General features: G+C 69.4%; 9 protein-coding genes. All 9 read right to left on the reverse strand.

Annotation, left to right across the window (positions count from 1 at the left end):
• Window positions 1-853, reverse strand: an 853-nt coding sequence (locus Q1N79_RS26030) for a polyprenyl synthetase family protein (protein ID WP_300613428.1), incomplete at its 3' end; no start/stop codon positions are given.
• 105 nt (window positions 854-958) lie between these two features.
• Window positions 959-2,548 (reverse strand): NADH-quinone oxidoreductase subunit NuoN, encoded by a 1,590-nt coding sequence (gene nuoN / locus Q1N79_RS26035; protein ID WP_300613430.1) that lies wholly within the window; start codon window positions 2,546-2,548, stop codon window positions 959-961.
• Window positions 2,545-4,128 carry an NADH-quinone oxidoreductase subunit M gene (locus Q1N79_RS26040; RefSeq protein ID WP_300613432.1) on the reverse strand — a complete coding sequence of 528 codons (1,584 nt, stop codon included), beginning with the start codon at window positions 4,126-4,128 and terminating at the stop codon, window positions 2,545-2,547. Before Q1N79_RS26040 ends, nuoN begins: the two co-directional genes overlap by 4 nt.
• Complete coding sequence (gene nuoL / locus Q1N79_RS26045; protein WP_300613434.1) at window positions 4,128-6,023, reverse strand: NADH-quinone oxidoreductase subunit L; 1,896 nt, start codon at window positions 6,021-6,023, stop codon at window positions 4,128-4,130. The genes Q1N79_RS26040 and nuoL overlap by 1 nt, the downstream gene beginning before the upstream one ends.
• A 16-nt stretch (window positions 6,024-6,039) precedes the next feature.
• Window positions 6,040-6,339, reverse strand: a complete 300-nt coding sequence (gene nuoK, locus Q1N79_RS26050) for an NADH-quinone oxidoreductase subunit NuoK (protein WP_300613436.1) — start codon at window positions 6,337-6,339, stop codon at window positions 6,040-6,042.
• Complete coding sequence (locus tag Q1N79_RS26055) at window positions 6,336-7,202, reverse strand: NADH-quinone oxidoreductase subunit J (protein ID WP_300613437.1); 867 nt, start codon at window positions 7,200-7,202, stop codon at window positions 6,336-6,338. The genes nuoK and Q1N79_RS26055 overlap by 4 nt, the downstream gene beginning before the upstream one ends.
• Window positions 7,199-7,846 (reverse strand): NADH-quinone oxidoreductase subunit NuoI, encoded by a 648-nt coding sequence (gene nuoI, locus Q1N79_RS26060; protein ID WP_300613439.1) that lies wholly within the window; start codon window positions 7,844-7,846, stop codon window positions 7,199-7,201. Before nuoI ends, Q1N79_RS26055 begins: the two co-directional genes overlap by 4 nt.
• Window positions 7,839-9,224 carry an NADH-quinone oxidoreductase subunit NuoH gene (gene nuoH / locus Q1N79_RS26065; protein ID WP_300613441.1) on the reverse strand — a complete coding sequence of 462 codons (1,386 nt, stop codon included), beginning with the start codon at window positions 9,222-9,224 and terminating at the stop codon, window positions 7,839-7,841. The genes nuoI and nuoH overlap by 8 nt, the downstream gene beginning before the upstream one ends.
• Window positions 9,221-10,077: molybdopterin-dependent oxidoreductase (locus Q1N79_RS26070; RefSeq protein WP_300613443.1), on the reverse strand; the 857-nt coding region annotated here is incomplete at its 5' end. The genes Q1N79_RS26070 and nuoH, both read right to left, overlap by 4 nt.

The raw sequence follows: 10,077 nt of genomic DNA on the forward strand, positions 1-10,077 counted from the left end.
CGGAGGAGGCGCCGGACGAGGCGCCGGACGAGGCGCCGACAACCCCGGCCGCCGCACCGCCGCCCGCCGCGCCGCCGGCCGGCACGCCAGACCCCACACCACGCAGCGCGTACAACACCGGCAGCGACCGGACGCCCTGGCGCAGGTCGGTGCCGGGCGTCTTCCCCGACTGCACCGAGTCGCTCGCGATGTCGATCACGTCGTCGGAGAGCTGCCACGCCACGCCGAGCTGCTCGCAGGCCACGGCGATCCGGTCCACCACGTCCGCGGGGGCGCCGGAGAACAGCGCGCCGAACCGCCCGGACGTGGCGATCAGCGATCCGGTCTTCTCGGTGGCCACGTGCATGTAGTGGTTAAGCGGATCCTGGCCGGGGCGGACGCCGATCGTCTCGGCCATCTGCCCGGTGACCAGCCGGGTGAACGTCTCGGCCTGGATCCTGACGGCCTGCGGGCCCAGGTCGGCGAGGATCCTGGAGGCCTGGGCGAACAGGAAGTCGCCGGTGAGGATCGCGACCGAGTTGTTCCACCGTGAGTTGACGGACTCGTGGCCGCGCCGCACAAGCGCCTCGTCCATGACGTCGTCGTGGAACAGCGTCGCCAGGTGGGTGAGCTCGATCGCCACCGCGGCGTCGATGACCCGAGGATCGCGGGGGTCGCCGAACTGCGCGGCAAGCAGCACGAGCATGGCGCGGAACCGCTTACCCCCGGCGCCGAGAAGGTGCCTGGAGGCCTCGGTCAGCAGTTCGTCGTCGGGATGGGCGGTCTTGACAAGCGATGCCTCGACCCGGGCCAGATCGTCGAGCACCTCCGCTGCCAGGGCGGAGTCCGGGAAATCTACGGGAACTGCGATCACATGCTCTCCACGTCGTCGGCACGCGCGAACGCCTCGAATTTCCGAGTATGCCCGTTCTGCGCAGCCACAACCAGTGCGGCCGCAGCCGCAGCCGGCGGGCGACGCTTAGCTGACGAAGAGCTGATTCGCCGCATGGCTGGCCAGGCTCAGGACCGGCTCGGGGACGATGCCGAGGACGACCGTGGCAACCACGCCCAGTCCGACCGCGGTGCCGGTGAACACGCTCGGCACGATCACCTCGGGGCCGTTGGGCACCGGGTCGCTGAAGAACATCAGCACGATCACCCGGACGTAGAAGAACCCGGCGATCGCGCTGCTCAGCACGCCGACGATGACAAGCGCCGTCTCGCCGGAGGCGATCGCGGCCTGGAAGACCGCGAACTTCCCGGTGAACCCGCTGGTCAGCGGGATGCCGGCGAAGGCGATGAGGAACAGCGCGAAGATGCTCGCCACTACCGGCGAGCGCCGGCCGAGGCCCGCCCAGCGGGACAGGTGCCCGGCCTCGCCGCCGGGGTCCCGCACCAGCGTGATGACGGCAAACGCGCCCACCGTGGTCAGCCCGTAGGAGGCGAGGTAGAACAGGCTGCTGGACAGGCCTGCCGCGCTGACGGCGATGACCGCGGTCAGCACGAAGCCGGCGTGCGCGATCGAGGAGTAGGCGAGCAGCCGCTTGACGTCGGTCTGGGTGATGGCGACGACCGCGCCCGCGACCATCGTGAGGATGGCGATCACCCAGAGCGCCGGGCGCCAGTCCCAGGTCAGGTTGCCGAACGCCACGTAGAACACGCGCAGCAGCGCGCCGAAGGCCGACACGACCGTGCAGGAGGCCATCAGCGCGGTGATCGGCGTGGGCGCGCCCTGGTACACGTCCGGCTTCCAGCCCTGGAACGGCACCGCGCCGATCTTGAACAGCAGGCCGACGCCGACCAGCGCGATGCCGGCGTACAGCAGCGTGGAGTTCGAGGTGTTGCTGGCGGCCGCGGACGCGATGGCGGACAGCCTGACCGAGCCGGAGAAGCCGTACAGCATCGCGACGCCGAACAGGAAGAAGGCCGAGGAGAACGCGCCGAGCAGGAAGTACTTCATCGACGCCTCGTGCGACAGCAGCCGGCGGCGCCTGGCAAGCCCGCACAGCAGGTACAGCGGCAGCGACAGCACCTCGAGCGCCACGAACATCGTGAGCAGGTCGTTGGAGGCCGGGAACAGCAGCATGCCGCCGACGGCGAACAGCGTGAGCGGGTAGATCTCGGTGTGCACCAGGCCGGCCAGCAGGCCCTCGCGCTCCTCGGCCGACCCTGGCGGGGCGGCGGCCTGCCCGGCGAACTCAGGCACGTCGTGTGAGGCGTCGGCGATCAGCAGCACGCTGACGAAGGCGAGCACGAGGATCGTGCCCTGGATGAACAGCGTCGGCCGGTCCACGGCGACCGCGCCCATCGCCGCGACGTGGCCGGCGCTGCCCTTCGCGAACAGCGTCGAGGACGCCGCGATCACGCAGGTCCAGATGAACGCGGCGGCGAGGCTGCCGAACGCGAGCAGCAGGTGCACGCTGCGGCGCAGCTCCCTCGGCACGAAGGCTTCGACGAGCACGCCGACGATGGCCGCGCCGAACACCACGAGCATCGGCGCGAGCTGGCTGTACTCGATGCTAGGGGCGGGGATCGCCCCGGAAGTGGTGGCGGCGAGGAGGGAAGTCACGGCTGGGCTCCTGCGGATACGGATACGGGGTGGGCGGGCACCGGGTTGGTGGAGTGCACCTGGGACATCGTGGACTGCACCGCGGGGTTGATCACGTCGAGCACGGGCTTGGGGTAGACGCCCATCGCGATGATCAGGGCGATCAGCGGAGCCACGGCGAGCAGTTCGCGCGCCTTCAGGTCGGGCATGCCGCTGACGGACTCGGCCACCGGCCCGTTCATCGCACGCTGGTACATCCACAGGACGTACACCGCGGCGAGGATGATCCCCGCTGTCGCGAACGCGGCGGCCACCTTGTACCGCGAGAACGTGCCGACAAGCACGAGGAACTCGCTGACGAACGTGGACAGCCCCGGCAGCGAGAGCAGGGCCAGGCCGGACACAAGGAAGAGCCCGGCGAGCAGCGGCGCGACCTTCTGCACGCCGCCGTAGTCGGCGATGCGGTCCGAGCCGCGCCTGGCGATCAGGAACCCGGCGAGCAGGAAGATCGCGCCGGTGGCGAACCCGTGGTTGACCATGTACAGGGTCGCGCCCGACTGGCCCTGCGACGTCAGGGCGAAAATGCCAAGGACGATGAGGCCGAAGTGCGAGACCGACGTGTAACCGATCAGCCGCTTCATCGAGGTCTGGCCGATCGCCACGACGGCGCCGTACAGGATGCTGATCACCGCGAGCGTGAGGACCAGCGGCGTGAAGTAGCGGAACGCGGTCGGGAACAGCTCCAGGCAGTACCGGATCATGCCGAACGTGCCGACCTTGTCCATGACGCCGAGCATGAGCACCGCGGTTCCCGGCTGGGCGGAGAACGACGCGTCGGGCAGCCAGGTGTGGAACGGCCACAGCGGCGCCTTGATCGCGAACGCGATGAAGAACCCGAGGAACAGCCACTTCTGCACGGTCGGCGACAGGGAGACGTGCACCAGGGTGGAGAACAGGAACGTCCCGTGGTGCCCGGTGGCCGCGGACTGGCCCGCGTACACGTAGAGCGCGATGACGGCGACCAGCATGAGCAGCCCGCCGAGCAGGCTGTACAGCAGGAACTTCACCGCGGCGTACTGCCGCGGCCCGACGCCGAAGGACCCGATCATGAAGTACATCGGGATCAGCATGGCCTCGAAGAACACGTAGAACAGGAACACGTCCGTGGCCGCGAAGACGCCGATCATCATCGTCTCGAGGACGAGCATCAGCGCGAAGTACGTCTTCACCGAGCGCTTCGCGTTGTCCGCGTCGTGCCAGGAGGCGAGGATCACGACCGGCATCAGCACCACGGTCATGCCGATCAGCACGAGCGCGATGCCGTCCACGCCCAGCGCGTAGTGCACGCCGAACTGCGGGATCCAGGAGTACTGCTCGGTGAACTGGAAGTCCGGGCCGCTGGTGTTGAACCTGGTCGCCATCACGATCACCCAGACAAGCGCGATCAGCGAGAACGCCAGGGCCACCAGCTTGACCAGCCGGGCGCGTGCCGACACGTCGTCCGGCGCGCTGTCCCTGGGCAGCGACGGGACGAGCGCGACCACCAACGCCCCCGCCAGCGGGATGACGCCGGCGATCGTCAGCCAGGGAAAGCCGTTCATTACAGCCTCACCACCAGAAGGCCGGCTACCAGCAGCACGGCGCCGATGAGCATGGACAGCGCGTAAGTGCGCACGAAACCGGTCTGAACCCTGCGCAGTCGTCCCGACGACCCGCCGATCGTCGCGGCCAGCGTGTTGACGAGCCCGTCGATGCCGCGACTGTCGAAAAAAACCGAGAGCCTGGTCAGCCACTGGCCGGGCCGCATCAGCACGGACTCGTTGAACACGTCGCCGTACAGGTCCTTGCGCGCGGCGACCGTGACGAAGCTGCCGCGCGGCGCGGTCGCCGGCACGGGCACCCGGCCGTAGATGGCCCACGCGCCCGCGGCGGCGAGCACCACCAGGATCAGGGCGATCCCGCCCGGCCAGGTGAATATCCCGTGCGAGGTCGGCGGCAGCCCGACCACCGGAGACAGGAAGTCCAGCAGCCGGTCGTTGATGATCAGGAACGCGCCCGCGCCGACAGACCCGATGGCCAGCACGACCATCGGCGACGTCATCACGGCCGGCGACTCGTGCGGGTGCGCGTGCTCGTCCCAGCGCCTGGCGCCGAACCAGGTCATGAGCATCATCCGCGTCATGTAGAACGCGGTGATGCCAGCGCCGATGATCGCCGCGCCGCCGAGCAGCCAGCCCTGGGTCCCGCCCGAGCTCCAGGCCGCGTCGATGATCGGGTCCTTCGTGAAGAACCCGGAGAACGGCGGGATGCCGATGATCGCCAGGTAGGCGAGCCCGAACGTGACGGACGTGACCGGCATGACGCGCCCGAGCGCGCCGTAGCGCCGCATGTTCACCTCGTCGTCCAGGCCGTGCATCACCGAGCCCGCGCCAAGGAACAGGCCGGCCTTGAAGAACCCGTGCGCGAGCAGCTGCCCGATCGCGAACGCGTACCCGGCCGGGCCGAGGCCGGCGCCGAGCATCATGTAGCCGATCTGCGACATGGTGGACCCGGCCAGGGACTTCTTGATGTCGTCCTTGGCGCACGCGATGATCCCGCCGAACAGCAGCGTGACCGCGCCGACGATCGCCACCGCGACCCGCGCGTCCGCGGAGTAGAACAGGATCGGGTTGGACCGCACCATCAGGTAGACGCCGGCGGTGACCATCGTGGCGGCGTGGATCAGGGCCGACACCGGGGTCGGGCCCTCCATCGCGTCCAGCAGCCAGGACTGCAGCGGCACCTGCGCGGACTTGCCGCACGCGCCGAGCAGCAGCAGCAGGCCGAGGGCCAGCGCGACGCCGCTGCCGCTGTGCTTGACCCCCGCGTCGACGCCGGTGAAGTTGAACGTCCCGTACTCGGCGAACATCAGCATGATCGCCAGCGACAGGCCGGCGTCGCCGACCCGGTTCGCGATGAACGCCTTCTTCGCCGCGACCGCCGCCGACGGCCTGAACTGCCAGAACCCGATCAGCAGGTAGGAGGCCAGGCCGACGCCCTCCCAGCCCACGTACAGGGCGAGGTAGTTGTCGGCCAGCACGAGCAGCAGCATCGACGCGAGGAACAGGTTCATGTAGCCGAAGAACCGCCGCCGGTCGGTGTCGTGCGCCATGTAGCCGACCGAGTAGATGATGATCAGCGAGCCGACCCCGGTGATCAGCAGCGCGAAGCAGATCGACAGCGGGTCGATCAGCAGCCCGATGTTCGCCTGGAACCCGGCCACCGGGATCCAGGAGTACATGTGCAGGTCAACTTCGCGATTGCCGTGGTAACCGAGCAGGGTGAAGAAGGCGATCACGCCGTAGACGAACGCGGCCAGCGGCATCGCCACGCCGAGATGGTGGCCCCACCGGTTGGTGCGCCGGCCGCCGAGCAGCAGGACGGCCGCGCCGAAGACGGGAAACGCGAGCAGCAGCCACGAGACCCGGAACACGCCGGTCGCAGCCAGCGTCGTCATCGTCACGTCCAATCTCTCAGTACTTGAGCAGGTTCGCGTCGTCCACCGACGCGGACCTGCGGGCCCGGTAGATAGCCATCAGGATCGCGAGCCCCACGACGACTTCCGCGGCCGCCACGACCATCACGAAGAACGCCACGACCTGCCCGTCCAGGTTTCCCCACATCCGCGCGAACGCGACGAACGCCAGGTTGCACGCGTTCAGCATGAGCTCGACGCACATGAAGATCACGATCGCGTTCCTGCGCACGAGCACGCCGACCCCGCCGATGCCGAACAGGATCACGGCCAGGAACACGTAGGCTGCCGGGCTCATTGCGTATCCCCTTCCTGTTGGCCCAAACCAGCCGGCCTCCCGCGCGCGGCGGCCTCGATCTGCCGCTCGGCTTCGATGCGTTCTTCCGCGGCGAGATCGGCGGCCACGGTCCGCTCGGGGTCGCGGCCGAGGTCGAGGTCCCGCTGGGATATCGCCCCTGATACAGAACGGTCCGTGGTGCTTCCATCGGGCAGGCGTGCTGGCAAGTCCACCGCGTCGTGCAGGGCGTACACACCCGGCGGCGGCGCGGGGGCGACCTGGCCGCTGGAGATCTTGCGCCGCGCCAGCTCCCGCTGGGTCGGCTTGGGCGTGGTCCGCTCCCGGTGCGCGAGCACCATCGCGCCGAGCGCGGCGGTGATCAGCAGGGCGCTGGTTGCCTCGAAGGGGTACACGTACGTGGTGAAGATCAGCGTGGCGAGGCCGGTGAGGTTGCCGGTGCTGTTCGCGGCCGTCGCGGGATGCGCGGTGCCGATCGCGGCGTGCCCGATGCCGACGATCAGCAGCACGACGAACGCGATGGCGCCCAGCCCCGCCCACAGCCGCTGCCCGCGGATCGTCTCAACGAGTGAGTCGGCGGAGCTGACCCCGATCAGCATCATCACGAAAAGGAAGAGCATCAGGACCGCGCCGGTGTAGACGATGACCTGCACGAACGCCAGGAACGGCGCGCCCTGCATGGCGTACATGACCGCGAGCGAGAGCATCACGATCGCCAGCATGAGCGCGCAGTGCACGGCCTGCCTGACGCAGATCATCGTGACCGCGGCCGAGACAGAAAGGACCGCGAGGATCCAGAACAGCACCTCGCCGTAGTCCGCGTCCAGGTTCGTGCCGTTACCACCCGCGGCCAGAATGTGCGTCACTGCGCCACGTCCTTTTCCTGTTGGCCCGACCTGACCTCGTCCTGGCCGGCGACCACGCGGCTGGTCGCGGTGGCGTAGAGCGCGGGGCCGGTCACGCCGCCGGGCCCGGCCATCCCGGGCGCCCGGCCCGTGGCGACCACCCCGGCGCCGCCAAGGCGGTAATAGTCCTTCTCGTCATTGCCGAGCCGCATCGCGTGCGGCGGGGCCTCCATGCCGGGCAGCAGCGGCACGAGCAGCTGCTCCTTGGTCCAGATGAGGCTTTCCCTGTTGTCGTCGGCGATCTCGTATTCGTTGGTCATCGTCAGCGCCCTGGTGGGGCACGCCTCGATGCACAGCCCGCACAGGATGCAGCGCAGGTAGTTGATCTGGTAGACGTGCCCGTACCGCTCGCCTGGCGAATAGCGCTCCTGCGGCGTGTTGTCCCTGCCCTCGACGTAGATCGCGTCGGCTGGGCAGGCCCAGGCGCACAGCTCGCAGCCGATGCACTTCTCCAGTCCGTCCGGCCACCGGTTCAGCTGGTGACGGCCGTGGAACCGCGGCGCGGTGGGCAGCTTCTGCTCGGGGTACTGGACGGTGTCGACCTTGCGGAACATCTGCCGGAAGGTGACGCCGAAGCCCTTGACCTGGCCCAGGAACTCAGGCACTGGACACCTCCTTTGCCTCGTCGTCGGCCACCCCGGCGAGCACCGGCCTGCTCGTGGCGATGCCGATCCCGTGGTAGTGCGGAAGGTCCAGCGGCGGGGTGGGGAACGCCGGCTCCGGCTCGGCTTCCCCGCTCGCCAGCCGGGCTTCCGTCGCCTCGGCGGCCAGCCGCTCGGCTCGCTGCGGCGCCGACTCCCAGCGCCACAGCAGCGTCAGCAGCACCACGATGATGCCGCCGGCGATGATGTACAGCGCCGGGCTGGCGCCCTGATTGCGGTACACCCGCGCGGTCGCGACGATCAGCGTCCACGCGAGCGCGGCCGGGATCAGCACCTTCCAGCCCAGCCGCATGAGCTGGTCGTAGCGGATCCGCGGCAGCGAGCCGCGCAGCCACACGAAGAAGAACATGAACCCGGCCACCTTGAGCAGGAACCACAGCACCGGCCACCAGCCGTTGTCGAAGCTGGCCCACGCCGACAGCGGCCACGGCGCCCGCCAGCCACCGAGGAACAGGGTCGTGGCCAGGCCGGAGACGGTGATCATGTTGACGTACTCGGCCAGGTAGAACAGCGCGAACTTCAGCGACGAGTACTCGGTCATGTGGCCGGCGACGATCTCGCCCTCGCCCTCGGGCAGGTCAAAGGGCAGCCGGTTGGTCTCGCCGACCATGGTGATGATGTAGATGAGGAACGACGGCAGCAGCAGGATCGCGTACCACGAGGGCCAGTGCCAGATGTAGCCGAAGAAGTGGAACTCGGCGCCGTGGATCTGCGAGGCGACGATCTGCGAGGTCGACAGCGACCCGGCGTACAGGAACACCGGCACGAACGCCAGGCCCATCGCGATCTCGTAGCTGATCACCTGAGCCGAGCTGCGCAGCGCGCCGAGCAGCGGGTACGGCGACCGAGACGCCCAGCCGGCCAGCACGATGCCGTACACGCCCATGGAGCTCATCGCGAGGAGCAGCAGCACTGCCACCGGCAGGTCGGTCAGTTGCAGCGGCGTCCGGTGACCGGCGATCGACACGATCGGGCCCCACGGAATCACCGCGAACCCGATGAACGCGGGGATGGCCGCGATCGCGGGCGCTAGCCAGAACAGCACCTTGTCGACGGTGCGCGGCACGATGTCTTCCTTGAGCGGCAGCTTGATGCCGTCCATCAGGGACTGCAGCAGGCCGAACTTGCCCGCCCGGTTCGGTCCCGGCCGCTGCTGCATCCGCGCGATGACCTTCCGCTCGGCCCAGATCATGAACAGGGTCCCGAGCATCAGGAACAGGAAAATGACGAGCACCTTGAGGATGACCAGCCACCACGGGTCGTGCCCGAAGCTGGACAGGGTCGGGATGTTCGACGGCGTCGCAGCCGCGATCCCCCTCATCCCGCGCTCCGCACCGACACGAGGCTGCCGTGCCCAGCGGCCAGCTCGCGGCGGATGGCGCCGCCCGCCGAGTTGGTCGGCAGCCAGACAACCCGGTCAGGCATAGCTGTGATCTCCACGGGGACAGTTATCGAGCCGCGGCCGGTCGCCACGGTCACTTTCGCACCGTCGGCGGTGCCGACCTCGGCGGCGGTGGCGGCGGACAACCGGGCGACGGCGGCACGCGCCGTGCCAGCCAGATTCGGCTCGCCGTCCTGCATCCGGCCAGCGTCGAGGAGATTATGCCAGGTGGCGAGCAGCGCCCTGCCCGGGCCCGGACGCTCGGGCTGGAGCTGGCCGATCCGCCCCAGCGGGGCGTCGTCGCGAGCCGGGGTCACCTCGGCAGCCGAGCGGGTCAGCGCGGTGAGCTCGCGCCGGGCTGACTCGAGGTCGGGCAGCCCGAGGTGCACGTCCATCTCGTCGGCCAGCGCGGCCAGCACGTGCAGGTCGGTCCGCACGGTGGGCACCGGCAGCGCGGCCTCGAACGAGCCGATCCGGCCCTCCCAGTTGACGAACGTGCCGGACTTCTCCGCCGCAGCCGCGACCGGGAAGACGACGTCGGCCCGGTCGGTCACCGCGCTGACGCGCAGCTCGAGGCTGACGACGAAGTCGGCCGACTCGATCGCCCGCAGCGCCGCCGCCGGGTCGGGCAGGTCATCCGGATCGACCGCGCCGATCAGCAGCGCATCGATGTCACCGGCCGCGGTCGCAGCGAGGATCTCGCTCGTCGCGCGGCCCGCGGTGGCCGGCAGCGAGGCGGTACCCCAGGCGGTCGCGATCTCGCTGGCCGCCGACGCCGCGCCGATGCGGCGGC

It is taken from the genome of Trebonia sp., assembly GCF_030042015.1.
Lineage (GTDB): Bacteria > Actinomycetota > Actinomycetes > Streptosporangiales > Streptosporangiaceae > Trebonia.

Excerpts from the sequence above, each read along its gene's own strand:
- nuoH (WP_300613441.1), bottom strand. The coding sequence starts at position 9,224 with ATGAGGGGGATCGCGGCTGCGACGCCGTCGAACATCCCGACCCTGTCC.
- nuoL (WP_300613434.1), bottom strand. The coding sequence starts at position 6,023 with ATGACGACGCTGGCTGCGACCGGCGTGTTCCGGGTCTCGTGGCTGCTG.
- Q1N79_RS26040 (WP_300613432.1), bottom strand. The coding sequence starts at position 4,128 with ATGAACGGCTTTCCCTGGCTGACGATCGCCGGCGTCATCCCGCTGGCG.
- nuoK (WP_300613436.1), bottom strand. The coding sequence starts at position 6,339 with ATGAGCCCGGCAGCCTACGTGTTCCTGGCCGTGATCCTGTTCGGCATC.